The sequence below is a fragment of the Thiobacillus sp. SCUT-2 genome (genome assembly GCF_035621355.1).
Lineage (GTDB): Bacteria > Pseudomonadota > Gammaproteobacteria > Burkholderiales > Thiobacillaceae > Thiobacillus > Thiobacillus sedimenti.
The window spans coordinates 1,569,446-1,593,753 of record NZ_CP141769.1 but is presented as its reverse complement, the minus strand read 5'-3'; the positions used below and the strand labels follow the sequence as shown (position 1 = coordinate 1,593,753).

Here is a 24,308-nt window from a genome sequence, read left to right as displayed (position 1 = left end):
GCGCCGCCGTTCGCGGCTGCGCGATCGTGCGTGGCCCAAGGAGCCCGCCATGACCCCACGCCCCATCCGCCAGCGTGTTCCGGCCCTCGAAGTGAGCGAGGGGGCCGGCGTGACCGTGCATCGCAGCATCGGCACGCCCGCGCTGCGCCATCTCGACCCCTTCCTGATGCTGGACCATTTCGGCAGCGACCAGCCGGACGAGTACATCGCCGGCTTCCCCGATCATCCGCACCGCGGCTTCATCACCTTCACCTACATGCTCGACGGCCACATGGAGCACCGCGACAGCATGGGCAACCGCGGCGACCTCAAGGCCGGCGGCGTGCAATGGATGAAGGCGGCCAGCGGCGTCATCCACTCGGAGATGCCCAAGCAGAACGACGGCCTGATGCGGGGCTTCCAGCTCTGGATCAATCTCCCCGCCCGGGAGAAGATGTCGGCGCCGGCCTACCAGGAATTTTCCGCGTCGGCGATTCCGGAACTCGCGCTGGACGGCGCCCGCGTGCGCCTGCTGGCGGGCACGTTCGGCGGCCAGCGCGGCGTAATCGACGATCCGGCGACGGACGTCCTCTATCTCGACGTCGGCCTGCCGCCATCCGCCCGGTTTCGCCATCCGCTCGACGATGCACGCAACGCCTTCGCCTACGTCTTCGAAGGCGACGCGCATCTCGCGGGCGAGGCGCTCCCCGCCCACACGCTCGCGGTCCTGGGCCCGGGTGACACGGTCGAGTTGACGGCGGGCGCCGCGGGCGCGCGCTTCATCCTCGTCGCGGGGCGTCCGCTCGGCGAGCCGGTCGTGCAGTACGGCCCCTTCGTGATGACGAGCCGCGAGGAGATCGAACAGGCGCTGGCCGACTATCGGGCGGGCCGCCTGGTGCAGGCGAAAGCCACGCTGACCGGCCGTTGAGCCCCGCGAACCTGCCCCCGCGCGCGCGTTCCGGAAACGGCGGGCGCGGCGTAGGATGGCGGGGTGAGCCCGCCCACCGCCGCACCGTCCTGTGACACGCCGGATTTCCGGGGGCTGACGGCCGCCCAGGTACGGGAGCGCATGGCCCAGGATGGGCCGAACGCGCTGCCCGAAGCCGACGCACATGGCATCGCGCGCCTCGTGCTCGAAGTCGTCCGCGAGCCGATGTTTCTGCTGCTGCTCGCCGCGACCGCGATCTACCTGGTACTGGGCGACCTGCACGAGGCGCTGCTGCTGCTGTTCTTCGTCTGCGTGGTGATGGGCATCACGCTCTACCAGTCGCGCAAGACCGAGCGCGTGCTGCAGGCGCTGCGCGATCTCAGCAGCCCGCGCGCGCTGGTGGTGCGCGACGGCGAGAAGCAGCGCATCGCCGGGCACGAGGTCGTGCGGGACGACATCGTCTTCCTCGCCGAGGGCGACCGGGTGCCGGCGGATGCGCTGCTGTTGATGGGCAACGGCCTGCAGATCGACGAATCGCTGCTCACCGGCGAAGCCGTTCCGGTGCGCAAGGCCCCCTGCGCCGCGGCGCCGCCGCCGCCGCGGCCCGGTGGCGACGATACGCCGATGGTGTATTCCGGCACGCTGGTGGTGCAGGGGCAGGGCATCGCCCGCGTGACCGCCACCGGGCCGCGTACCGAGATGGGCCGGATCGGCACCTCCCTCGAGGCGCTGCGCCCCGGGCCGAGCCCCATGCAGCGCCAGGTGCGGGCGCTGATGTGGCTGTTCGCGCTGCTCGGCGCGGTGCTGTGCGGCGCGGTCGTCGTCCTCTATGGCCTGACGCGCGGCGGCTGGCTCGATGCCCTGCTGGCGGGGATCACGCTCGCGATCTCGCTGCTGCCGCAGGAATTCCTGGTCGTGCTGACGGTCTTCCTCGCGCTCGGCGCGTGGCGCATCTCGCGGAGCCGCGTCCTGACACGGCGCATTCCGGCACTCGAGACGCTGGGGGCCGCCACCGTACTGTGCGCGGACAAGACCGGCACGATCACCGAAAACCGCATGGCCGTCGCACAATTGCTGACGCGCGACGGAACCTTCCGGGTCGACGACGGCGAGGGCGGCGAGCTGCCCGAGTGTTTCCACGAACTGGTCGAATTCAGCGTGCTCGCCAGCCTGTCGGACCCCTTCGATCCGATGGAGAGGGCGTTCCGCCGCCTCGCCGACCGTTATCTTGCCGGGACCGAGCACCTGCACGACGACTGGACACTGGTCCAGCACTATCCGCTGAGCCGCGAGATGCTGGCGATGTCGCACGGCTGGCAGGCCACCCGCCGCGACGAGTTCGTGGTGGCCGCGAAGGGGGCGCCGGAAGCGATCGCCGATCTCTGCCATTTCTCGGCGGCCGATACGGCGGCGCTTGCGGAACAGGTCGACCGGCTCGCCAAGCAGGGCCTGCGCGTGCTGGCGGTCGCCAGGGCGACCTTCGCCGGCACCCGCCTGCCGCCGATCCAGCACGATTTTCCGTTCGTCTTTCTCGGCATGATCGCGCTGACCGACCGGGTGCGCGCGCGCGTGCCGGAGTCGATCCGGCTCGCGCGCCAGGCTGGCGTACGGGTCGCGATGATCACCGGCGATTACCCCGGCACTGCCGAGGCGGTCGCGCGCGAAGCCGGCATCGATCTCGCCGGCGGCATCCTCACCGGCGCCGATATCGGCAGGCTCGACGACGCGGCCTTGCAGGAGCGCCTGCGGGCGACCCACGTCTTCGCGCGCGTGATGCCGGAGCAGAAGCTGCGCCTGGTCGAGGCCTTCAAGGCCAACGGGGAGGTCGTGGCGATGACCGGAGACGGGGTCAACGACGCGCCCGCGCTGAAGGCGGCGCACATCGGCATCGCCATGGGCGGGCGCGGCACCGACGTCGCCCGCGAAGCGGCATCGCTCGTCCTGCTCGATGACGATTTTTCCGCCATCGTCGACGCGATCCGCCTCGGCCGCCGCATCTTCGCCAACCTGCACAAGGCGATGGCCTACATTCTGGCCGTGCACGTGCCGATCGCGGGGATGGCACTGCTGCCGCTGCTGTTCGGGCTGCCGCTGGTGCTGGCGCCGGTCCACATCGTCTTCCTGGAACTCGTCATCGATCCTGCGTGCTCCATCGTCTTCGAGGGCGAACCCGAGGAGGCGGGCAGCATGCAGCGGCCGCCGAGGCGCCCCGACGTGCCGCTGTTCAGCCTGCCCACGCTGCTGCTGTCGCTGCTGCAGGGGGCGACGGTGTTTCTGGCGGTTGCTGCCATGTATGCCTTTGCGCTGCAGCGCGGGGAGGGCGCCGACACGGCGCGCGCGCTGACCTTCGCCACGCTGGTGGCCGGCAACCTGTGGCTGATCCTGGTGAACCGCTCGTGGTCGACGGCCTTGCGCCAATCGCTGCGCGTCCCGAACGTGGCGCTCTGGCGGGTGGTCGCCGGCACGCTCGCGTTTCTCGGCTGTGCGCTTTATGTGCCGTGGCTGCGAGATGTGTTCGGCTTCGGCGTCCTCCACGTCGACGACCTGCTGCTGGTGCTGGCGGCCGGCGGCATCGGGGTTGCGTGGTTCGAACTGTTCAAGTGGGTGCGCCGTGCTAGGGGCGGTCGAAGATGAGCATGGCGCTGCTGGCGGCCGATGCCCTGGTGGTGCTGCACCTGCTCTTCATCGTATTCGTCATGGCCGGCGGCTTTCTGCTCGGTCGCTGGCCGCGCGTGGCCTGGGTGCATCTGCCGGCTGCGGCGTGGGGCGCGTTCGTCGAGTTCAGCGGCGTGATCTGCCCGCTGACGCCGCTGGAAAACCGTCTGCGCGTGCTGGGCGGCGGCAGTGCCTATGGCGGCGGCTTCGTCGAGCGCTACCTGCTTCCGCTCATCTACCCCGAACACCTGACGCCGGCCATCCAGCAGGCGCTGGGCGTCATCGTGGTGCTCGTCAATCTCGCTGCCTATGCCTGGGTCTGGCACGCGCGGCGGCGCAGGCGGTCCTGAGCCGCTGGTCTCAGCGGTCGAGGTGCTGGTCCTCCAGCGAGACCGGATCCTCCTTCGGTTCGAGGTGGGTGGTGATGTGGGCGTGCTCGATCGCTGCGCGGATGTCGGCCTCGATGCGTTCCGACCAGTCGTGCCCGTGCTGGACGGTCCAGGCCCCGGGCACCAGCAGATGGAAGGAGACGAAGGCGCGGGTGCCCGCCTGGCGGGTGCGCAGCGCGTGGAACTCCAGCCCGTCCTGGCGATAGCGATCGAGGATGCCCTCGATCGCGCGGACATCCTCTTCCGGCAGCGAGACGTCCATCAGGCCGGCCGCCGAGCGTTGCAGCAGCTGCCAGCCGGTCCACACGATGTTGAGCGCGACCGCCAGCGCGATCACCGGATCGAGCCACAGCCAGCCGGTCGCCCAGACCAGGCCGACGCCGACGATGACGCCGACCGAGGTCCAGACGTCGGTGAGCAGATGATGGGCGTCGGCTTCCAGCGTGATCGACTTGTACTTGCGGCCGACGTTCAGCAGAACGCGCCCGGTGAGCAGGTTGATGACCGACGCCGCGACCGATACCGCGAGGCCGATGCCGACCGCCTCGAGCGGCTGGGGCGCCAGCAGGCGCTCGATCGCCGCATAGGCGATGCCGCTCGCGGCAAGGAGGATCAAGAAGCCTTCGAACGCGCTGGAGAAGTATTCCGCCTTGCCGTGCCCGTGCGCGTGGTTGTCGTCGGCGGGCAGCGCGGCGAGGGAGAGCATTGCCAGCGCCATCATGGCCCCGGCCAGGTTGACGAAGGATTCGAGCGCGTCCGACAGCAGGCCGACCGAGCCGGTGAGCCACCAGGCGACGCCCTTGAGCACGATGGTGGCGAGGGCGGCGGCGATGGAGAGCCAGGCGTAGCGTTTGAGGGCGGGAGGGAGCATCTCGGAAGGGTTGATCGACGGGTCGCCCGGGATTGTATCGCAGGCGCCGCGTCGCCTCGCACGCTGCCCGATAAGCTATGGTGAAGGCATCTTCCCGAGGCCGATTCCATGATGCCCACGCTCAACGAAGCCATCCGGCAACGCTACGCCTGCCGCGATTTCGACGCCGGCCGGCCGCCGACTGCGGAACAGTTGCGCCTGCTGCTCGAGGCGGGACGGCTGGCGCCTTCGTCGTTCGGCCTCGAGCCCTGGCGCTTCATCGCGGTGACCGGCGTCGCGCGGCGCGGCGCGGTGGCCCGCGCCTGCTTCGACCAGCCGGCGGCGCAGACCGCCCCCGCGCTGGTCGTGATCATCGCGCTGGTCGCCGCGCTCGATCCGGCCGCCGACTACGTGCGGGACCGCCTCGCCGCCGAGGCGCGCGGGCAGGATCCGGCGCCGATCCATGCGGCCTACCGTGCGTTCCATCACCCCGATTCGATCGGCGCCTGGGCCGTCGGGCAGTGCAATTTCGCCGCGGCGCACATGCTGTTGCAGGCCGCGCACATGGGGCTGGGAAGCTGCCCGATCGGCGGCTTCGACGAGGTGGCGCTCGCCGCCGCCCTCGACCTGCCGCCCGGCGAGACGCCGGCGCTGGTCATCGCGGCCGGGCCATGCCGGCATGCGGCGCCCGAGCGCGTGCGCAAGCCCCTTGGCTGACACGCGGCCGGCCACTTTTCCTGCAGACAGCGCGCGGGCGAACCAATAAAATGCCGGGCATGAGACTCCTGCCCGCCTTGCTCCTGTGCCTCCCGCTCGCCGCCCACGCGGCGTGGATCGACATCGAACACGACTTTTCCGACGACAAGCCCTGGTCCGAGGTGGCGGCCAAGCTGCCGCCCTACCCGAAGGACGCGAACCTGCTGCCGTTCAACGTGTCGTCGGCGACGAGCAACCGCTTCTTCGTCGACGCCGATTCGATCAGCGTCGGGGCCGACCAGGTCGTGCGCTACACGGTCGTGGTCAAGGCCGCGGGCGGGGCGACCAACGTCTCCTACGAGGGCATCCGCTGCGAAACCGGCGAGCGCCGCCTGTATGCCTACGGCCATCCGGACGGGACCTGGTCGAAGGCGCGCAATGCCGGCTGGGAGCCGATCCGCATGCGCTCGCTGCTGTCCTATCGGAAGGCGCTTTACGAAGACCATTTCTGTCCCGGCGGCATCACCGTCCGCGACGCCAAGCAGGCCGTGAACAGCTTGCGGCGCGGGGCGCGCTGATGCAGTCCGTCGTGAAGCACGCGCGCCGGATCGTCGTCAAGGTCGGCTCCAGCCTGGTCACGGCCGAGGGGCGCGGGCTCGATCACGCCGCGCTGTCGCGCTGGGCCGAGCAGATCGCCGCGCTGTCCGCCCAGGGCAAGGAGGTGGTACTGGTTTCGTCGGGCGCGATCGCCGAGGGCATCGCGCGGCTGGGCTGGAAGAAGCGGCCGAAGGCGGTCAACGAGCTGCAGGCCGCGGCCGCGGTCGGTCAGATGGGCCTGGTGCAGGCCTACGAGTCGATCTTCCGCACCCACGGCCTGCACGCCGCGCAGGTGCTGCTGACCCACGAGGACCTGGCGGACCGCACGCGCTACCTCAACGCCCGTTCGACCCTGCGTACGCTGCTCGAGCTGCGCGTGGTGCCGATCATCAACGAGAACGACACGGTCGCGACCGACGAGATCCGCCTCGGCGACAACGACACGCTCGGCGCGCTGGTGACCAACCTGATCGAAGCCGACTGCCTGATCATCCTGACCGACCAGCCCGGCCTGTATACGGCCGATCCGCGGAAGAATCCCGATGCGACGCTGGTGATGGACGCCCACGCCGGCGACCCCGAGCTCGAGCGCATGGCCGGCGGCGCCGGCAGCAGCGTCGGCACCGGCGGCATGCTGACGAAGATCCTCGCCGCCAAGCGCGCAGCACGCAGCGGCGCGCATACCATCATCTGCAGCGGGCGCGAAGAACGCGTGCTGCTACGGCTGGCCGCTGGCGAGTCAATCGGCAGCCAGCTGGTGGCGCGCCAGGCGCCGCTCGCCGCCCGCCGGCAATGGCTGGCCGACCACTTGCAGCTGCGCGGCGGCGTAGTGCTCGATGCGGGTGCCGTGCGCGCCCTGCGCGAGGACGGCAAGAGCCTGCTGCCGGTCGGCGTGAAGGGCATCACCGGCGAATTCGAGCGCGGCGAAGTCGTCGCCGTCGTCGACGATGCGGGCCGCGAAGTCGCCCGTGGACTGACCAACTACAGCGCCAGCGAGGCGCGCCGCATCGCCGGCAAGCCATCATCCGCGATCGAGTCCGAGCTCGGCTACATGGACGAGCCCGAGCTGATCCACCGCGACAATCTGGTGGTGCTGGGGTGACGACGCTCGACCTGATGCGCCACGGCGAACCCGTCGGCGGGCGCCGCTATCGGGGCCAGGTCGACGATCCGCTCTCGGAGAAGGGATGGGCACAGATGCACGCCGCGGTGGGCGAGCACGCCCCGTGGTCGCGCATCGTGTCCTCGCCGCTCCTGCGCTGCCGCGCGTTTGCCGAGACACTCGCGTCGCGCCATGGACTGCCGCTCGCCTTCGATGAGCGCCTGAAGGAAGTCGGTTTCGGGGTGTGGGAGGGCAAGTCGGCCGCCGAGATCGAGGCCGAGGCCCCCGGCACGCTGGCCCGTTTCAAGGCTGACCCGGTCAACGCCCGGCCGGCGGGTGCCGAGCCGCTCGCCGATTTCCACGCGCGCGTCGCCGCGGCGCTGGACGACCTGCTCCGCCGCTTCACCGGCGAGCACATCCTGCTGGTGGGGCATGCCGGCGTCATGCGGATGGCGCTCGGCTGGGCGCTGCAGCTCCCGCTGGAAAACGCCTACCGCATCGAAGTGGCGACCGCCACGCTGACGCGGCTGCGCTTCGACGATGGCCGCGCCAGCCTGGTCTTTCACGGCAGCTCGCGCGTCGAGCGGTGATCCGCCGCGCGCTTCTCTGCCTGTGCTTCGCGCTCGCGCTGCCGGCGCAGTCGGCGGCGATCCGCCTGGTCGACGACGTCGGGCGCGTCGTCGATCTGCCCCGGACGCCGCGACGCATCGTCTCGCTGGCGCCGCATCTCACGGAGCTCCTGTTCGCGGCCGGCGCCGGTGCTCAGCTGGCGGGCGTGGACAGCGCCAGCGACTATCCGCCGGCGGCGCGGACGCTGCCGCGCGTGGGCGACGCCACACGCGTCAACTTCGAGCGTGTGCTGGCGCTGAAGCCTGATCTGGTCGTGGTCTGGGTGGATGGCAATCGGGCCGTGGACATTCATCGCCTGGAAACGCTGGGGGTCCCCGTCCTGCATACCCGCGCGACCCGGCTCGACGATGTGGCGCGGTTGCTGCGGCTGCTGGGGCAGGCGAGCGGTCATGTCGAAATGGCCCAGGCGGCGGCCGCGGCGTATACCGCACGGATCGACGCGCTCCGCGCAGCGCGTGCGGGCAGGACGCCGGTGAAAGTCTTCTACGAGTTATGGGATCGGCCGCTGATCACGGTCGGCGGCACGCACTGGATCAGTGATGCGCTGGCGCTGTGCGGCGCCCGCAACGTCTTTGCCGACGTCGCGGCGCTCGCGCCGGTGGTCTCGCGCGAGGCCGTGCTGGCACGCGCACCCGACGTCATCGCGAGCGGCAGCGACGCGCCGGACGTGCGATGGGCATGGAAGCGGTTTGCCCGCCTGCCGGCGGTGCAGAAGCAGGCCTTCGTGAGGATCGATGCCGACCGCCTGCATCGCCTGACGCCGCGCCTGGCCGACGGTGTTGCCGCCCTGTGCGCAGCACTTGAACCTTATCCCCGCTGACGCGGGTCACCCGCTTTGCGGTTGGGGCAGTTTTCCTTGACGCAGTCGGCGTAGATCTGCAGCGAGTGATCGCGGATTGCGAAGCCGCGCTCCTTGGCGATGCGGTGCTGGCGCTTCTCGATCTCGCTGTCGACGAATTCCTCGACCTTGCCGCACTGGAGGCACACGAGGTGGTCGTGATGGTCGCCCTGGTTGAGCTCGAACACCGCCTTGTCGCTGTCGAAATGGTGGCGGATCAGCAGCCCGGCCTGCTCGAACTGCGTCAGGACGCGATAGACCGTGGCGAGGCCGATGTCCTGGCCTTCGTCGGACAGAAGCCGATAGACCTCTTCGGCGGTCATGTGCCGCTTGCTGCTCTGCTCGAACAGGTCGAGGATTTTCAGGCGGGGCAGGGTGGCTTTGAGACCGATGCTCTTGAGATCGGACGGATTGCTCAACGGGGGCTCCAGAACGGGAACGCGAATACGTTATGATACGTTTTTTTCCAACCGCCCCAACCTTTCCGGTTTCCTGGCCATGCGTCGTGTCCTGTCTTCTGCCCTGCTTTTGAGCCTGCTCGCGGGATGCTCCAGCTTCCATGTCGCCCCGCACCGCATCGACGTGCAGCAGGGCAATGCGCTCGACCAGGAAAACGTCGCCCGCCTGAAGCTCGGCCTGAATCGCTCGCAAGTCCGCTTCCTGCTGGGCACGCCGCTGGTCGTCGACCCCTTCCGCACGGACCGCTGGGATTACGTCTACCTCTTCTACAAGGCCGGGAACCTGACCGAACAGAAGCACATCACGCTTTACTTCGACGGTGACACGCTGGCGCGCATCGAGGGCGACGTGCCCGAACAGGTCCTGCACTCGGCGCCGCCCGTCGCGCCGCAAGCCGCGCCTGCCGCCGCCGGGGCCGTAGCGGAACCGGCTGTCGCGGCGGCAACCGGAACGCCCCCCGCCGAAGCGGCGCGTCCTGCCGAACCAATCGTCCAGACGGCGCCGGTGGCGTCAGCGCCGGCACCCGCGGCGACGGCGCTGGCCGCGCAACCGGAGCCCGCCAAGGCGGAGCCGGTGCCTCCTGCGGCCGCGACGAGCGCGTCCGTGGAACCGGTGACCGCCGCACCTGCCGCGCAGGCCGTCCCGGCGACGGCGAACGAGCCGGTGAAAGCCGAACCGGCCGCCGCGCCGACCGCGGCGCAGACGAGCGTCGTCGCGCCGCTGCCGAGTCCGGCGGAGGCGCCGCCCTACGTCGACCCGCGCACCCCGCCCGAATTGAGCCTGAAGCCGGAAACGGACGTCACGCAGCTCAAGCCGGACGCCATGCCCTCGTTTCCGGAGGCGCAGCCGTCGGCACCGTCGGCCGGTGATCCGGTGCTGAACGCCGTGAACGCCTGGGCGGATGCCTGGCGGCACCGAGATGTCGCCGCCTATCTGGCGGCCTACGATGCGAGTTTCGTCCCCGAGGGCGGCGCCAGTCGCGATGCCTGGGCCGCGCGCAAGCGGCAGGCGCTGGCGGCGGCCGGTCGCATCGAGGTGAAAATCGATGCGCCGACGGTCGAGAAGGGCGACGACGGCACGGCCACGGTGACCTTCAGGCAGGCCTACCGCTCGGCCCGCTACCACGACGTCGTGCGCAAGCAGTTGCGCATGGTCGAGCGCGATGGCCGCTGGCTGATCACCGAGGAGAAGGTGCTGGACGTGCCGACGGAGGGCCGGCCGTGAGCGTGCGGATCGCGATCGCGGGCGTGTCCGGACGCATGGGGCGCGCCCTGCTCGAGGCGGTGGCCGCCGACGCGGACTGCGCGCTGGCCGCCGCCATCGATCGGCCCGGCAGCCCGCTGGTGGGGCAGGATGCGGGCGCCGCCTGGGGGGCCGCCAGCGGCGTCAGTGTGACCGACCAGCCGGCCGCGGCGCTCGCGGGCGCTCGGGCGCTGATCGACTTCACCCGCCCCGAGGCGACCTTCGGCTACCTCGACGCCTGCGTCGCCGGGAAAGTGCCGCTGGTGATCGGCACCACGGGCTTCGATGAAGCGGGCAAGGCCCGCATCGCGGCGGCGGCGCAGCGGATTCCCGTCGTCTTCGCGCCGAACATGAGCGTCGGCGTGAACCTGCTGATGAAGCTGGCCGAGGTCGCCGCCCGCGTGCTGGAGGACGGCTACGACATCGAGATCATCGAGGCGCACCACCGCCACAAGGTCGACGCGCCGTCCGGCACCGCGCTCGGCCTCGGGCAGGCGGTCGCGCGCGCGATCGACCGTGATCTCGCGAGCTGCGCCGTGTACGGCCGCGAGGGCGTGACCGGCGAGCGCGACCCGAAGACGATCGGCTTCGCCACCGTGCGCGGCGGCGACATCGTCGGCGACCATACGCTCTTGTTCGCCGGCATCGGCGAGCGCGTCGAGCTGACCCACAAGGCGAGCAGCCGCGCCACCTTCGCGCAGGGCGCGCTGCGCGCAGCCAAGTGGCTGCAGGGCAGGGCACCGGGTCTCTACGACATGCGCGACGTGCTCAATCTGAAATAACCTAACCGCATCGACCAGGAAACCATCATGAACGCCGTCAAGGTCTACAGCACCGGCACCTGTCCCATCTGCGTCAAGGCCAAGGCCTTCCTCGACAAGCGCGGCATCGGCTACGACGAGGTCCGCATCGACCTCGACCGCGAGGCGATGAAGGAATTCGCCGTGGTTACGAACGGCGCCCGCACCGTGCCGCAGATCGTCGTCGACGGCAAATGCATCGGCGGCTTCACCGAGCTGACCGAACTCGACATGGACGGCGGGCTGGACCATTTGCAGCCCTGAAAAGGGCGCGCGGAGGCGGTGGCAAGCATTGAAGCCGCCTCCCGGATCGGCTACAATGCGGGCATTCAAATTCAGGCGGGTTCGCGCGAGCGACTCGCCTGAATTTTGTCACCTGCCTTTCGGAGTGTTCCTTGTCCTCTGCCCAACCCGCCATCCTGGTTCTAGCTGACGGCTCGGTGTTTCGCGGCCGCTCGATCGGTGCCGACGGCATCACGACCGGCGAGGTGGTTTTCAATACCGCGCTCACGGGATACCAGGAGATCCTCACCGACCCCTCGTATTCGCGGCAGATCGTCACCCTGACCTATCCCCACATCGGCAACACCGGCGTCAACGCCGAGGACGTCGAGGCGGGGTGCATCCACGCCGCCGGCCTGGTCGTGCGCGACCTGCCGCGGCTGCATTCCAACTTCCGCGCCGGCCAGTCGCTCTCCGACTACCTCAAGGGCGAGAACATCGTCGCCATCGCCGACATCGACACCCGTCGCCTGACCCGCATCCTGCGCGAAAAGGGCACGCAGGCCGGCTGCATCATGGCGGGCGCGGCCGACGAGGCGAAGGCGCTCGAGGCTGCGCGTGCGTTCCCAGGGCTGGCCGGCATGGATCTGGCCAAGGTGGTGACGGCGCCGGCCGCCTACGAGTGGACCGAGACCGAATGGAAGCTCGGCACCGGCTACGGCAAGCAGACCGCGCCGCGCTTTCATGTCGTCGCGTTCGACTATGGCGTCAAGCGCAATATCCTGCGCATGCTGGCCGAGCGGGGCTGCCGCCTGACCGTGCTGCCGGCGACAGCCACCGCGGAGCAGGCGCTGGCGCTCAAGCCCGATGGCGTCTTCCTTTCCAATGGTCCCGGCGATCCCGAGCCGTGCGATTACGCGATCCGTGCGATCGAGCAGTTCGTGGCGGCGAAGATTCCGCTCTTCGGCATCTGTCTCGGCCACCAGCTGCTGGCGCTGGCGTCCGGCGCGAAGACCATCAAGATGAAGTTCGGCCATCACGGCGCCAACCATCCGGTCAAGGATCTCGACAGCGGACGCGTCGCCATCACCAGCCAGAACCACGGCTTCGCCGTCGATGCGGGGACGCTGCCCGCCAACCTGCGCTCGACGCACGTCTCGCTGTTCGACGGCTCGCTGCAGGGCATCGCCCGCACCGACGCACCGGCGTTCAGCTTCCAGGGCCATCCCGAGGCGAGCCCGGGTCCGCACGACGTGGGTTATTTGTTCGACCGATTCATCCAGCTGATGGCTGACCACGCCAAGGCGCCCTGATCATGCCCAAGCGCACAGACATTCATAGCATCCTCATCATCGGCGCCGGCCCCATCGTCATCGGGCAGGCGTGCGAATTCGACTACTCCGGCGCGCAGGCCTGCAAGGCGCTGCGCGAGGAGGGCTACAAGGTCATCCTCGTCAACAGCAACCCGGCGACGATCATGACCGACCCGGACATGGCCGACGTCACCTACATCGAGCCGATCTCCTGGCAGGTGGTCGAGAAGATCATCGAGCAGGAGCGCCCCGACGCGCTGCTGCCGACCATGGGCGGGCAGACCGCGCTGAACTGCGCGCTCGACCTCGCCCGGCACGGCGTGCTGGAAAAGTACGGCGTCGAGATGATCGGTGCCTCCAAGGAGGCGATCGACAAGGCCGAGGACCGCGAGAAGTTCAAGGCGGCGATGACCAAGCTGGGCCTCGGCTCGGCGCGCTCGTCGATCGCCCACAGCATGGAGGAGGCGCTGCAGGTGCAGGCCGCGCTCGGCTTCCCGACCATCATCCGGCCCTCCTTCACCATGGGCGGATCGGGCGGCGGCATCGCCTACAACAAGGATGAATTCGTCGCCATCTGCGAGCGCGGCCTCGAGGCGTCGCCGACGCACGAGCTGCTGATCGAGGAATCGCTGCTCGGCTGGAAAGAGTATGAGATGGAGGTCGTGCGCGATCGCAAGGACAACTGCATCATCGTCTGCTCGATCGAGAACTTCGACCCGATGGGCGTGCACACCGGCGACTCGATTACCGTCGCGCCGGCGCAGACGCTGACCGACAAGGAATACCAGATCATGCGCAACGCCAGCCTCGCGGTGCTGCGCGAGATCGGCGTCGACACCGGCGGTTCCAACGTGCAGTTCTCGATCAACCCGGCCGACGGCCGCATGGTGGTGATCGAGATGAACCCGCGCGTGTCGCGTTCGTCGGCGCTGGCGTCGAAGGCGACCGGCTTCCCGATCGCCAAGGTTGCGGCGAAGCTCGCAGTGGGCTACACCCTCGACGAACTGCAGAACGACATTACCGGCGGCGCGACCCCGGCTTCCTTCGAGCCGTCGATCGATTACGTCGTCACCAAGGTGCCGCGCTTCGCGTTCGAGAAATTCCCGCAGGCCGACGATCGCCTGACCACGCAGATGAAGTCGGTGGGCGAAGTGATGGCGATGGGCCGCAGCTTCCAGGAATCGCTGCAGAAGGCGCTGCGCGGGCTGGAAGTCGGCGCCGACGGCTTTGATCCGAAGACGGCCGACCGCGAGGAGATCGAGGCCGAGCTGATGTCGCCGGGACCGGAGCGGATCTGGTACGTCGGCGACGCCTTCCGTGTCGGCATGAGCCTGGAGGAAGTGCATGCGGTGTCGAAGATCGACCCGTGGTTCCTCGACCAGATCCAGCGCCTGATCGAGATGGAAACGTCGCTCGCCGGGCGCGCGCTGAAGGATCTTGGCCGTGACGAGTTGCGCGAGCTGAAGCGCGCCGGCTTCTCCGATCGCCGCCTGGCCAGGCTGCTCGACACCGACCAGCACGCGGTGCGTGCTCGCCGCCACGAACTGGCGCTGCATCCGGTCTACAAGCGCGTCGATACCTGCGCCGCGGAGTTCGCCACGCAGACCGCCTACATGTACTCGACCTACGAGGAAGAGTGCGAGGCGCACCCGAGCGACGCGAAGAAGGTCATGGTGCTGGGCGGCGGGCCGAACCGCATCGGCCAGGGCATCGAGTTCGACTATTGCTGCGTGCACGCGGCGCTGGCGCTGCGCGAGAACGGCTTCGAGACCATCATGGTCAACTGCAACCCGGAGACCGTGTCGACCGACTACGACACCTCCGACCGTCTGTACTTCGAGCCGCTGACGCTGGAAGACGTGCTGGAGATCGTGCGCATCGAGAAGCCCTTCGGCGTGATCGTGCAGTACGGCGGCCAGACCCCGTTGAAGCTGGCGCGCGATCTGGAACGCAATGGCGTGCCCATCATCGGCACCAGCCCCGACATGATCGACGCCGCCGAAGACCGCGAGCGCTTCCAGCAGATGCTGCACGACCTCGGCTTGAAGCAGCCGCCCAACCGGACCGCGCGTACCCCTGAGAGCGCGCTGCGCATGGCCGCCGAAATCGGTTACCCCCTGGTGGTTCGCCCGTCCTACGTGCTGGGCGGCCGCGCAATGGAAATCGTGCGCGAGGAAGCCGACCTCGTCCGCTACATGACCGAGGCGGTCAAGGTCTCCAACAAGTCGCCGGTGCTGCTCGACCGCTTCCTCAACGACGCCATCGAGGTCGATGTGGATGCGCTCTCCGACGGCGAGCAGGTCGTGATCGGCGGCATCATGCAGCACATCGAGCAGGCCGGGGTGCACTCGGGCGACTCCGCGTGCTCGCTGCCGCCGTACAGCCTGTCGAAGGACGTTCAGGACGAGCTGCGCCGCCAGACGGTGGCGATGGCGAAGGCGCTCAAGGTCTGCGGCCTGATGAACGTGCAGTTCGCGATCCAGGGCGACACCGTCTACGTGCTCGAGGTGAACCCCCGCGCGTCGCGCACCGTGCCCTATGTCTCCAAGGCGATCGGTGCGCCGCTGGCGAAGATCGCCGCGCGCGCGATGGCCGGCATCTCGCTGAAGTCGCAGGGCTTCGAGAAGGAGATCATCCCGCCGTATTACTCGGTCAAGGAGGCGGTGTTCCCGTTCCGCAAGTTCCCCGGCGTCGACACCATCCTCGGACCCGAGATGAAATCGACCGGCGAGGTCATGGGCGTCGGTGACAATTTCGGCGAGGCCTTCGTCAAGTCGCAGCTGGCGTCGAGCTCCGAGCTGCCGAAACCGGGCGGGCGCGCCTTCGTCAGCGTGCGCTCGGGTGACCGTGCCGCGGTGATCGAAGTGGCACAGATGCTGCACGATCTGGGCTTCAACGTGGTCGCCACCCGCGGCACCGCGCACACGATCGAGTCCGCCGGCATTCCGGTGGCCATCGTCAACAAGGTCATGGAAGGCCGGCCGCACATCGTCGACATGATCAAGAACGGCGACATCGACTTCATCGTCAACGTCGTGGAAGACAAGAAGGCGGTCAAGGATTCCTATGCCATCCGCGCCGAGGCGCTGGCGCGCCGGGTAGTCTACTTCACCACGCTGGCGGGTGCGCGTGCCGCGTGCATGGGCATGCAGCACGGCAATGAACTCAAGGTGTATTCCCTGCAGACGCTGCACAAGCGCCTGCACTGAACTCTAAAGGTAAGGTTGTGAACAAGGTTCCTCTCACCGTCGTCGGTGCCGAAAAGCTGCGCCTCGAACTGCAACATCTCAAAAGCGTGGAGCGGCCCGCCGTGATCCAGGCGATCGCCGAGGCGCGTGCGCAGGGCGACTTGTCGGAAAACGCCGAGTACGATGCGGCCAAGGAAAAGCAGGGCTTCATCGAAGGGCGCATCGCCGAGCTGGAGGGCAAGCTGTCGAACGCGCAGATCATCGATCCGGCCACGGTCGATGCCGACGGGCGCATCGTGTTCGGCGCCACCGTCGAACTCGAGGATGCGGAATCCGGCGACGTGGTGACCTACCAGATCGTCGGCGACGACGAGGCGGACATCAAGCAGGGCAAGATTTCCGTATCTTCGCCCATCGCCCGCGCGCTGATCGGCAAGTACACCGGCGACAGCGTCGACGTGCAGGCGCCGGGCGGCGTGCGCCAGTACGAAGTGCTGGACGTGCTGTACAAGTAGGATGCGGCGCTTCTGGGACGGGCTGGCCGGCGGGCTGCTGGTGCTGTGGATCGGCGGCATGTGGGCGATCGGCTATGTCGCCGCACCGGTGCTGTTCGCTTCCCTGGGCGACAAGCAGCTGGCCGGGATGCTGGCGGGCAAGCTGTTTGGAGTGATGGCGTGGATCGGCATCGCCGCGGCCGTCTATCTGCTCCTCTACCGGATCGTCCGCGACGGCGCCGCGGCGATGAAAACCCTGTTCTTCTGGGCAGTGGCGCTGATGCTGCTGCTGACGCTCGCCGGCCATTTCTGGATCCAGCCGATCCTGCAAAGCCTGAAGGATCAAGCCATGCCCCACGCGGTGATGCAGAGCGTGTTCGCCGACCGCTTTGCGCACTGGCATGGCGTTTCCAGCATTCTTTACCTGATCCAGAGCGCGCTCGGGCTGCTCCTGGTCTGGCGCTCGGGGCTGGCGCGATAAACGCCCCGTGTGCCGCTTCAAGCGGGCAGGATGATCGCCGGCTTCGCGGCAGCGCGATAAATCACCAATATCTTGCCGATCTGCTGCACCGGCGCTGCGCCGGTTGCCGTGCAGATTTCCTCGAGCCAGGCCCGACGCGTATCCGCCTCGTCGCTGGCAGCCTTGATCTTGATCAGTTCGTGGGCGGCGAGGCCGCGCTCGATTTCCTTCAGGACGGCCGGCGTCAGGCCGTTGCTCCCGATCATGACCACCGGCTGGCGGCTGTGCGCCAGTCCCTTGAGGTATTGCCGCTGGGCGGGGGTGAGTGATTTCATGCGTATTCCTTCAATCGAGGGCGGATTGTAGCCGATAGAGATGGTGCATAAGCCGAAGCGAACCAAATCGGGCAAGGCCTGGATGCACGAGCACGTGACCGATCCCTACGTCAAGCGGGCGCAGGTCGACGGCTACCGCTCGCGTGCCGCCTACAAGCTGCTGGAGATCGACCAGCGCGACCACCTGCTGCGCCCGGGAATGACGGTGGTGGACCTCGGCGCTGCACCGGGCAGCTGGTGCCAGGTGGCGGTGCAGAGGATGAAGCGGCAGGGGCGCGTGCTCGCGATCGACCTGCTGCCAGTGGCGCCGCTGGCGGGCGTCGAGAGCCTGGAGGGCGATTTCAGCGACATCGCGGCCCTGGCGTGGCTGGAGGAACGCTTGCAAAATGGGCGGGTTGACCTTGTATTAAGCGATATGGCCCCCAATATCAGTGGCGTGATGCTTCGCGATCAGGCGCGCCACTATGAACTGTGCGAGTTGGCGCTCGAATTTGCGGTGAAATGGCTGAAACCGGACGGTGCATTTCTCGTCAAAGTGTTTCAGGGCGTCGGTTTCGAGGCATTTCGGCGGCAGATGCGCGAGGCGTTCGAGCAGGTGCTGATCCGCAAGCCGGACGCGTCGCGCGACCGCAGTACCGAGGTCTACCTGCTGGGGCGCCGCCCGCTGGAAGCGGGGGCGCGGGATTCGGTGGCAAGTCCGCAGGACTAGGTTTAGAATGAGTCTAAACGCAGGGCGTCGTATTAATCGTGCTGGACGCGGCACCAAGGAGCAATCGTGAACAATTTGTCCAAGAACATCGCCATCTGGCTGATCATCGCGGTGATCCTGATGACGGTGTTCAACCAGTTCGGTACCCAGCGGGCCGCGCAGTCGCAGATGCCGTACTCGCAATTCATCGAGGAAGTGCGGCAGCAGCAGATCGCCAAGGTGGTGATCGAGGGCAACGTCCTGCGGGGCGAGCGGACCGACGGCCAGCGCTTCACGAGCTATGCGCCGAACGATCCCTGGATGGTGTCCGATCTCCTGAAGAACGGCGTGTCGGTCGAGGCCAAGCCGGAAGAGCAGCCGTCCTTCCTGATGAGCCTGTTCATTTCCTGGTTCCCGATGCTGCTGCTGATCGGCGTGTGGATCTTCTTCATGCGCCAGATGCAGGGCGGCGGCCGCGGCGGCGCCTTCTCGTTCGGCAAGAGCCGTGCGCGGCTGCTTGACGAGAACGCGAATCCCGTGACCTTCGCCGACGTCGCCGGCTGCGACGAGGCGAAGGAGGACGTCGCCGAACTGGTCGAATTCCTCAAGGACCCGTCCAAGTTCCAGAAACTCGGCGGCCGCATCCCGCGCGGCGTGCTGATGGTCGGCCCGCCGGGCACCGGCAAGACCCTGCTGGCACGTTCGATCGCCGGTGAAGCGAAGGTTCCGTTCTTCAGCATCTCCGGTTCCGACTTCGTCGAGATGTTCGTCGGCGTCGGTGCCGCGCGGGTGCGCGACATGTTCGAGCAGGCGAAGAAGAACTCCCCCTGCATCATCTTCATCGACGAGATCGACGCGGTCGGCCGCCAGCGCGGTGCCGGCCTCGGCGGCGGCAACGACGAGCGCGAGCAGACGCTCAACCAGCTGCTGGTCGAAATGGACGGCTTCGAGGCGAACGCCGGCGTCATTGTCATCGCCGCGACCAACCGCCCCGACGTGCTCGACCCGGCGCTGCTGCGCCCGGGCCGCTTCGACCGCCAGGTCGTCGTGGGCCTGCCCGACATCCGCGGCCGCGAGCAGATCCTGCTGGTGCACATGCGCAAGGTGCCGGTCGCGCCCGACGTGCGCGCCGACATCCTGGCACGCGGGACTCCCGGCATGTCCGGCGCCGACCTCGCCAACCTGGTCAACGAGGCGGCGCTGTTCGCGGCGCGGAGCAGCAAGCGCCTCGTCGACATGGACGACTTCGAGAAGGCCAAGGACAAGATCCTGATGGGGGCCGAGCGCAAGTCCATGGTGATCACGCCCGAGGACAAGAAGAAGACCGCCTACCACGAGTCCGGCCACGCCGTCATCGGAATGAGCTTGCCGGGCTGCGACCCGGTGCACAAGGTGACCGTGATCCCGCGCGGCCGCGCCCTCGGCGTGACGATGTCGCTGCCGGAGCAGGATCGCTTCAGCCTGTACAAGGACCAGATGCTGGCCCAGATCAGTATGCTGTTCGGCGGCCGCGTAGCGGAGGAGATCTTCGTCGGCAGCGTTTCGACCGGCGCCTCCAACGACTTCGAGCGCGCGACCAGCATCGCGCGCGACATGGTGACGCGCTACGGCATGTCCGAGGCGCTCGGCCCCATGGTCTACGGCGAGAACGAGGGCGAGGTCTTTCTCGGCCGCTCGGTGACCACGCACAAGAACATGAGCGAGGCGACGATGCAGAAGGTCGATGCGGAGATCCGTCGCATCCTCGACGAGCAGTATGCGCTCGCGAAGAAGATCCTCACCGACAACCGTACCAAGGTCGAGGCAATGACCGCGGCGCTGCTCGAGTACGAGACCATCGACGCCGAGCAGATTGCCGACATCATGGCCGGGCTGCCGGTTCGTCCGCCGAAGCCCTCGGCCACGCCGCAGCCGCCTTCCGGCGGCGGCGACAAGCCCAGCGCACCGGCGCCGACGGCGCAGCCGGCCCAGGAAGCCTGAGCGGCGTTCCGAGCTTACCCGCTACAATAGAGGGGCTTTGGCCCCTCTTTTTTTCATGTCCGTCCTCCACGCCGGCTCCCACCGCCTGTCGCTCTCCCGCCCGCGCATCATGGGCATCGTCAATGTCACGCCCGACTCGTTCTCGGACGGGGGACGCCTGCCCGACGCGCAGGCGGCGATCGTTCATGCGCTCAAGCTCCGCGAAGCCGGAGCCGATATCCTCGACGTCGGCGGCGAATCGACCCGCGCGGGCTCCGCAGCCGTTTCCGTGGCCGAGGAGATGCGGCGTGTGCTGCCGGTCGTCGAGGCGCTCGCCCGCGAGCATTGCCTTGTGTCGGTCGATACCCGGAAGCCGGAGGTGATGCGTGCGGCGTTTGCGGCGGGCGCCGCCATGGTGAACGACGTCGCGGCGCTGCGGGCACGGGACGCGCTCGACGCCGTGGCGGCATCCGGCGTGGCGGTCTGCCTCATGCACATGCAGGGCGAGCCGCAGCACATGCAGGAGGCGCCGCATTACGTCGATGTCGTCGCGGAAGTGAGGGATTTCCTGCAAGAGCGGGTCGATGCCTGCCTTGCAGCCGGCATTGCGCGCGAACGGCTGGTGATCGATCCCGGCTTCGGATTCGGCAAGACCCTGCAGCACAACCTGGCGCTGCTGCGGCGATTCGAGCAGCTTGCCGCGATCGGGCTGCCGGTGCTGGCCGGCCTGTCGCGCAAGTCGATGCTGGGCATGCTGACCGGACGTGACGTGGACGAACGCGAATTTGCCGGGGTGGCGGCCCACCTGATCGCCGTCGCGAAAGGGGCACGGCTGCTCCGGGTGCACAATGTGGCCGCCATGCGCGACGCGCTGGCGGTCTGGAATGCAGTGGAGGAATACAGGGATGGGACGTAAATATTTCGGTACCGACGGCGTGCGGGGCCGGGTGGGCGAATCGCCCATCACGCCTGAGTTCGTCATGCGCCTCGGCTATGCGGCCGGGCAGGTGCTCGTGGCCGACCGCGGCAGCCTGCCGCCCAACCAGCATCCCACCGTGCTGATCGGCAAGGACACGCGGATCTCCGGGTACATGCTCGAGGCGGCGCTGGAAGCCGGCTTCACGGCCGCAGGCGTGAACGTGCTGATGACGGGCCCGATGCCGACGCCGGCGGTCGCCTATCTGACGCGCGCGCTGCGGCTGCAGGCCGGGGTGGTGATCTCCGCGTCGCACAATCCCTTCGAGGACAACGGCATCAAGTTCTTCTCCGCCAGCGGCCAGAAGCTTCCCGACAGCGTCGAGGAGGCGATCGAGGCGCTGCTGGAGCAGCCCATTCGCACCGTCGAGGCACGCCAGCTCGGCCGCGCGCGGCGGATCGAGGATGCCGCGGCGCGCTACATCGAATTCTGCAAAAGCACCTATCCCAACCATCTCGACCTGCGCGGGCTGCGCATCGTGGTCGACTGCGCGCACGGCGCCACCTATCACATCGCGCCGCACGTGCTGCATGAACTGGGTGCCGAGGTGATCGCCATCGGCAAGGACCCGAACGGCTTCAACATCAACGAGGCATGTGGCGCGACGCATACGCAGGCGCTGTCCGACGCGGTGCGTGCGCACCAGGCCGACCTGGGAATCGCCCTCGACGGCGACGGCGATCGCCTGATGATGGCCGATGCCAGTGGGCGCATCTACGACGGCGACCAGCTCGTCTACGTCATCGCGCGTCACCGCGTCCAATCCGGCGGCATGAAGGGCGGGGTGGTCGGCACCCTCATGACGAATCTGGGTACCGAGCACGCGCTGGCGCGCCTCCATGTTCCGTTCGAGCGCGCCAAGGTCGGCGACCGCTACGTGCTGGAGCGGCTGCACGCCAACGGCTGGACGCTGGGCGGGGAAACGTCGGGCCACATCCTGTGCCTCGACAAGCACACCACGGGCGACGGCATCGTCTCGGCGCTCCAGGTGCTGCATGCCCTGCGCGCGACCGGCGAGACGCTGGAGAGCTTCACCGCCGACCTCGAAATCTATCCGCAGATGATGATCAACGTGCCCGTGGCCAAGGGCTTCAAGCTTGGTGACGCGCCCGCGGTCGACGCCTCGGTGGCGAGCGCCGAGGCGGTGCTGAATGGCAGCGGGCGGATCGTGCTGCGCGCGTCGGGCACCGAGCCCTTGATCCGCGTGATGGTGGAAGGCCGCGACGCCGCGCTGGTCAGGGAAACGGCCGAATCCATCGCCGCTGCCGTGAGGGCGGCGGCGTCCGGCGGATGATTTCCCCGGGCTGAAATAGTTCTGTAATATTCGCCCGTTAGTATGCCTGCGTCGCCTATGCGGCACAGTCAAAACTACCGGAGATTCACATGCTTGCACTGAACAAACTGGCCAAGGGCTCCCTGGCCGCCGCCATGGGTCTGGCTTTCTCGGTCAGCGCGCTGGCCGCCGACATCACCGGCGCGGGCTCCACCTTCGCTTATGCCATCTATACCAAGTGGGCCGAAGGCTACCAGGCCAAGACCGGCGCGAAGGTCAACTACCAGGGCATCGGCTCGTCGGGCGGTGTCAAGCAGATCAAGGCCAGGACCGTCGATTTCGCGGGCAGCGATGCACCGCTCAGCGAGGCCGATCTGGACGCCGCGCACCTGGTGCAGTTCCCGACCGTGATGGGCGGCGTCACCATCGTCCTCAACGTTCCCGGCGTACAGTCCGGTCAACTGAAGCTGGACGGCGTCACCGCTGCCGACATCTTCCGTGGCGCGATCACCAAGTGGAACGACCCGGCCATCGTCAAGCTCAACCCCGGCCTGAAGCTGCCCAGCCTGGCGATCACCGTGGCGAACCGCTCCGACGGCTCCGGTACGACCTACGCATTCAGCAATTACCTCGCCAAGCAGTCCGCCGCGTTCATGCGTGAAGTCGGCGCAGGCAACACCGTGAACTGGCCCGCCAACTCGATCGGCGGCAAGGGCAACCCGGGCGTCGCCGCCAACGTCGAGAAGATCAAGGGCACGATCGGCTATGTCGACTTCTCCGATGCGGTGAAGAACAACATGAAGTTCGTGGCGCTGAAGAACCGTGCCGGCAGCTTCATCGTTCCGAGCCAGAAGTCGGTCGCCGACGCCGCTGCCGGTGCGAACTTCAAGGTCCGCGGCATGGCGCCGGACCTGCTCGACCAGTCGGCGAAGAACGCGTGGCCGATCACCACGGCGACCTACGTGCTGGCCTACGAGAAGGGTGCCGATGCCGCCAGGCAGAAGGCCATCGTCGACTTCTTCACCTGGTCGCTCAACAACGGCCAGAAAGAAGCGGCTGAACTGGGCTATGTGGCGTTGCCGTCCACCGTCGTGAAGATGGTCGAAGCGGAAATGAAGAACATCAAGTAAGACCGCAGATCCGTTGAACCGATGTCGGCCGGGGCAGCATGCTGCCCCGGCTTTCTGCTAAAGCGGCTGCCGTTCCTGCGGCTGTTTCAGCAGATATCAAGAACCGAACCCATAGGCATCCCATTGTGAGCGAGCCCAGCGCACCTTCCGGAATCGACCTGCATGCAAGGCAGGTCCGAAAATTCCGGTTGCAGGACATGTTCTTTCATCATTCCACGCAGCTCTTCGCGTTCGTCGTGCTCGCGGCGCTGGCCGGAATCCTCGTGTCGCTGGGGATCGAGGCCTGGCCCAGCCTCAAGACCTTCGGACCGGCTTTCCTCTGGACCAACGTGTGGAGCGTGCCGGACGACCAGTTCGGCGCGCTGGCGGCCATCTACGGCACCGTCGTCACGTCGGTGCTGGCGTTGCTGATGGCGGTGCCGATCAGCTTCGGCATCGCCCTGTTCCTCACGGAGACCTGCCCGCTGTGGCTGCGCCGGCCCCTCGGAACGGCGATCGAACTGCTGGCCGGCATCCCTTCGATCGTCTACGGCATCTGGGGCCTGTTCGTCTTCGCGCCACTGTTTTCCGAGCATGTGCAGCCGCCTCTTCAGGAATGGCTGGGCGAAGTACCGGTCATCGGCGGATGGTTCGCCGGCCCGCCCATCGGCGTCGGCATTCTCGCAGCCAGCATCGTTCTTGCGCTGATGATCATTCCCTTCATCGCCTCCGTCATGCGGGATGTGTTCGAGACCGTGCCGCACGTGCTCAAGGAATCCGCCTACGGCGTCGGCTGCACGACGTGGGAAGTGGTGCGCAACATCGTCCTGCCCTACACGCGCGTCGGCGTCATCGGTGGCATCATGCTGGGCCTGGGGCGGGCCCTGGGCGAGACGATGGCGGTCACCTTCGTGATCGGCAACGCCAACCGCATCACCGGCAGCCTGTTTGCGCCAGGCACGTCGATCGCGTCGACGCTGGCGAACGAATTCGGCGAAGCCGACCCGGGCCTGCACATTTCGTCGCTGTTCGCGTTGGGCCTGGTGCTGTTCGTCATCACCTTCGTCGTGCTTGCGATTTCGCGCTGGCTCATCAGCCGCAGCATGGGTTCCGAAGGGCTGTAAAC

At 67.9% G+C, this 24,308-nt stretch carries 24 protein-coding genes; 21 read left to right on the top strand and 3 right to left on the bottom strand.

Annotated elements, in window-relative coordinates; genetic code table 11:
* Positions 1-49: 49 nt before the first annotated feature.
* The 3 genes from VA613_RS07785 (at position 50) to VA613_RS07775 (ending at position 3,912) form a co-directional block, all read left to right on the top strand.
* Complete coding sequence (locus VA613_RS07785; RefSeq protein WP_324778536.1) at positions 50-907, top strand: pirin family protein; 858 nt, start codon at positions 50-52, stop codon at positions 905-907.
* A 63-nt stretch (positions 908-970) separates the two neighbouring features.
* Positions 971-3,541, top strand: coding sequence for a cation-translocating P-type ATPase (locus tag VA613_RS07780; protein ID WP_324778535.1), 2,571 nt, complete (start codon positions 971-973; stop codon positions 3,539-3,541).
* The gene (locus VA613_RS07775) at positions 3,538-3,912 is read left to right on the top strand and encodes a DUF2784 domain-containing protein (protein WP_324778534.1); all 375 of its coding nucleotides are present in this window, start codon (positions 3,538-3,540) and stop codon (positions 3,910-3,912) included. Before VA613_RS07780 ends, VA613_RS07775 begins: the two co-directional genes overlap by 4 nt.
* A gap of 10 nt (positions 3,913-3,922) precedes the next feature.
* Here the strand turns inward: VA613_RS07775 and VA613_RS07770 are convergent, their stop codons facing one another.
* On the bottom strand, positions 3,923-4,822 hold the full coding sequence (locus VA613_RS07770) for a cation diffusion facilitator family transporter (RefSeq protein WP_324778533.1): 900 nt from the start codon (positions 4,820-4,822) through the stop codon (positions 3,923-3,925).
* A 108-nt stretch (positions 4,823-4,930) separates the two neighbouring features.
* On the opposite strand from VA613_RS07770, the gene VA613_RS07765 reads away from it, so the two are divergent.
* Genes VA613_RS07765 through VA613_RS07745 form a run of 5 tightly spaced genes read left to right on the top strand, consistent with a single transcriptional unit; the run spans position 4,931 to position 8,646 of the window.
* Positions 4,931-5,518: an NAD(P)H-dependent oxidoreductase gene (locus VA613_RS07765; RefSeq protein ID WP_324778532.1), complete on the top strand. Its 588-nt coding sequence runs from the start codon at positions 4,931-4,933 to the stop codon at positions 5,516-5,518.
* Between the two features lie 59 nt (positions 5,519-5,577).
* On the top strand, positions 5,578-6,075 hold the full coding sequence (locus VA613_RS07760; protein ID WP_324778531.1) for a CNP1-like family protein: 498 nt from the start codon (positions 5,578-5,580) through the stop codon (positions 6,073-6,075).
* Complete coding sequence (proB, locus tag VA613_RS07755; protein ID WP_324778530.1) at positions 6,075-7,196, top strand: glutamate 5-kinase; 1,122 nt, start codon at positions 6,075-6,077, stop codon at positions 7,194-7,196. Before VA613_RS07760 ends, proB begins: the two co-directional genes overlap by 1 nt.
* Positions 7,193-7,786 (top strand): histidine phosphatase family protein, encoded by a 594-nt coding sequence (locus tag VA613_RS07750; RefSeq protein WP_324778529.1) that lies wholly within the window; start codon positions 7,193-7,195, stop codon positions 7,784-7,786. The genes proB and VA613_RS07750 overlap by 4 nt, the downstream gene beginning before the upstream one ends.
* Positions 7,783-8,646 (top strand): cobalamin-binding protein, encoded by an 864-nt coding sequence (locus VA613_RS07745; RefSeq protein ID WP_324778528.1) that lies wholly within the window; start codon positions 7,783-7,785, stop codon positions 8,644-8,646. The genes VA613_RS07750 and VA613_RS07745 overlap by 4 nt, the downstream gene beginning before the upstream one ends.
* Here VA613_RS07745 and fur read toward each other — a convergent pair.
* Positions 8,634-9,083: a ferric iron uptake transcriptional regulator gene (fur, locus tag VA613_RS07740; RefSeq protein WP_324778527.1), complete on the bottom strand. Its 450-nt coding sequence runs from the start codon at positions 9,081-9,083 to the stop codon at positions 8,634-8,636. The two genes, VA613_RS07745 and fur, sit on opposite strands and share 13 nt — an antisense overlap.
* A gap of 79 nt (positions 9,084-9,162) precedes the next feature.
* On the opposite strand from fur, the gene bamE reads away from it, so the two are divergent.
* From bamE to VA613_RS07705, 7 genes are all read left to right on the top strand, one after another.
* On the top strand, positions 9,163-10,347 hold the full coding sequence (gene bamE, locus VA613_RS07735; protein ID WP_324778526.1) for an outer membrane protein assembly factor BamE domain-containing protein: 1,185 nt from the start codon (positions 9,163-9,165) through the stop codon (positions 10,345-10,347).
* Complete coding sequence (gene dapB, locus VA613_RS07730; RefSeq protein WP_324778525.1) at positions 10,344-11,147, top strand: 4-hydroxy-tetrahydrodipicolinate reductase; 804 nt, start codon at positions 10,344-10,346, stop codon at positions 11,145-11,147. Before bamE ends, dapB begins: the two co-directional genes overlap by 4 nt.
* Positions 11,148-11,174: 27 nt before the next feature.
* Positions 11,175-11,429, top strand: a complete 255-nt coding sequence (locus VA613_RS07725) for a glutaredoxin domain-containing protein (RefSeq protein ID WP_324778524.1) — start codon at positions 11,175-11,177, stop codon at positions 11,427-11,429.
* 131 nt (positions 11,430-11,560) lie between these two features.
* On the top strand, positions 11,561-12,700 hold the full coding sequence (carA, locus tag VA613_RS07720; RefSeq protein ID WP_324778523.1) for a glutamine-hydrolyzing carbamoyl-phosphate synthase small subunit: 1,140 nt from the start codon (positions 11,561-11,563) through the stop codon (positions 12,698-12,700).
* Positions 12,701-12,702: 2 nt separating this feature from the next.
* Complete coding sequence (gene carB, locus VA613_RS07715; RefSeq protein ID WP_324778522.1) at positions 12,703-15,909, top strand: carbamoyl-phosphate synthase large subunit; 3,207 nt, start codon at positions 12,703-12,705, stop codon at positions 15,907-15,909.
* 17 nt (positions 15,910-15,926) lie between these two features.
* Complete coding sequence (gene greA, locus VA613_RS07710) at positions 15,927-16,403, top strand: transcription elongation factor GreA (RefSeq protein ID WP_324778521.1); 477 nt, start codon at positions 15,927-15,929, stop codon at positions 16,401-16,403.
* Between the two features lies 1 nt (position 16,404).
* Complete coding sequence (locus tag VA613_RS07705) at positions 16,405-16,863, top strand: DUF4149 domain-containing protein (RefSeq protein WP_324778520.1); 459 nt, start codon at positions 16,405-16,407, stop codon at positions 16,861-16,863.
* A gap of 17 nt (positions 16,864-16,880) precedes the next feature.
* Here VA613_RS07705 and VA613_RS07700 read toward each other — a convergent pair whose 3' ends face one another.
* Positions 16,881-17,177, bottom strand: coding sequence for a YhbY family RNA-binding protein (locus VA613_RS07700; protein WP_324778519.1), 297 nt, complete (start codon positions 17,175-17,177; stop codon positions 16,881-16,883).
* Positions 17,178-17,217: 40 nt separating this feature from the next.
* Here VA613_RS07700 and VA613_RS07695 point away from each other — a divergent pair, with 40 nt between their 5' ends.
* From VA613_RS07695 to pstC, 6 genes are all read left to right on the top strand, one after another.
* Complete coding sequence (locus VA613_RS07695) at positions 17,218-17,886, top strand: RlmE family RNA methyltransferase (RefSeq protein ID WP_324778518.1); 669 nt, start codon at positions 17,218-17,220, stop codon at positions 17,884-17,886.
* A gap of 66 nt (positions 17,887-17,952) precedes the next feature.
* Positions 17,953-19,845 carry an ATP-dependent zinc metalloprotease FtsH gene (gene ftsH, locus VA613_RS07690; protein ID WP_324778517.1) on the top strand — a complete coding sequence of 631 codons (1,893 nt, stop codon included), beginning with the start codon at positions 17,953-17,955 and terminating at the stop codon, positions 19,843-19,845.
* 55 nt (positions 19,846-19,900) lie between these two features.
* Positions 19,901-20,740 carry a dihydropteroate synthase gene (gene folP, locus VA613_RS07685; protein ID WP_324778516.1) on the top strand — a complete coding sequence of 280 codons (840 nt, stop codon included), beginning with the start codon at positions 19,901-19,903 and terminating at the stop codon, positions 20,738-20,740.
* Complete coding sequence (gene glmM / locus VA613_RS07680; protein ID WP_324778515.1) at positions 20,730-22,094, top strand: phosphoglucosamine mutase; 1,365 nt, start codon at positions 20,730-20,732, stop codon at positions 22,092-22,094. The genes folP and glmM overlap by 11 nt, the downstream gene beginning before the upstream one ends.
* Before the next feature lie 89 nt (positions 22,095-22,183).
* Complete coding sequence (gene pstS / locus VA613_RS07675; RefSeq protein WP_324778514.1) at positions 22,184-23,203, top strand: phosphate ABC transporter substrate-binding protein PstS; 1,020 nt, start codon at positions 22,184-22,186, stop codon at positions 23,201-23,203.
* 125 nt (positions 23,204-23,328) lie between these two features.
* Positions 23,329-24,306 (top strand): phosphate ABC transporter permease subunit PstC, encoded by a 978-nt coding sequence (gene pstC / locus VA613_RS07670; protein ID WP_324778513.1) that lies wholly within the window; start codon positions 23,329-23,331, stop codon positions 24,304-24,306.
* Positions 24,307-24,308 lie beyond the last annotated feature (2 nt).